The sequence below is a fragment of the Pollutimonas rozaliensis genome (assembly GCF_048751585.1).
GTDB lineage: Bacteria > Pseudomonadota > Gammaproteobacteria > Burkholderiales > Burkholderiaceae_B.
Genome location: NZ_JAZHOB010000242.1, coordinates 1 through 254 on the forward strand (window position 1 = coordinate 1; position 254 = coordinate 254).

At 51.6% G+C, this 254-nt stretch carries 1 pseudogene; it reads right to left on the reverse strand.

The features are described from left to right. Nucleotides 1-254, reverse strand: a pseudogene (locus V0R37_RS22750) (hypothetical protein); the annotation flags it as partial.

A 254-nucleotide genomic window follows, 5' to 3' on the forward strand; every position in this document is an offset into this window, starting at 1 on the left:
GGCATAAAGTTCGATGTCGGCCGGTAGGGCTGCCAATCCGCTGGAGACCATCCATCCCACAGGATGAATATGGAAATTGGATGAAACTAACCCAACACGAATGGGGCGGCTGTGATCCGCTTCATGTACTCTGGGAATGGGAAAAATACGGTTATTAGTGGGCCCGAAGCGAGATTGCCAGGCTCTGGCCAGTTCTAGGATACCCTGAACAGTTGCTGCAGGATCGTAGTGCATTGAAAGAAGCTGGTTGGAGT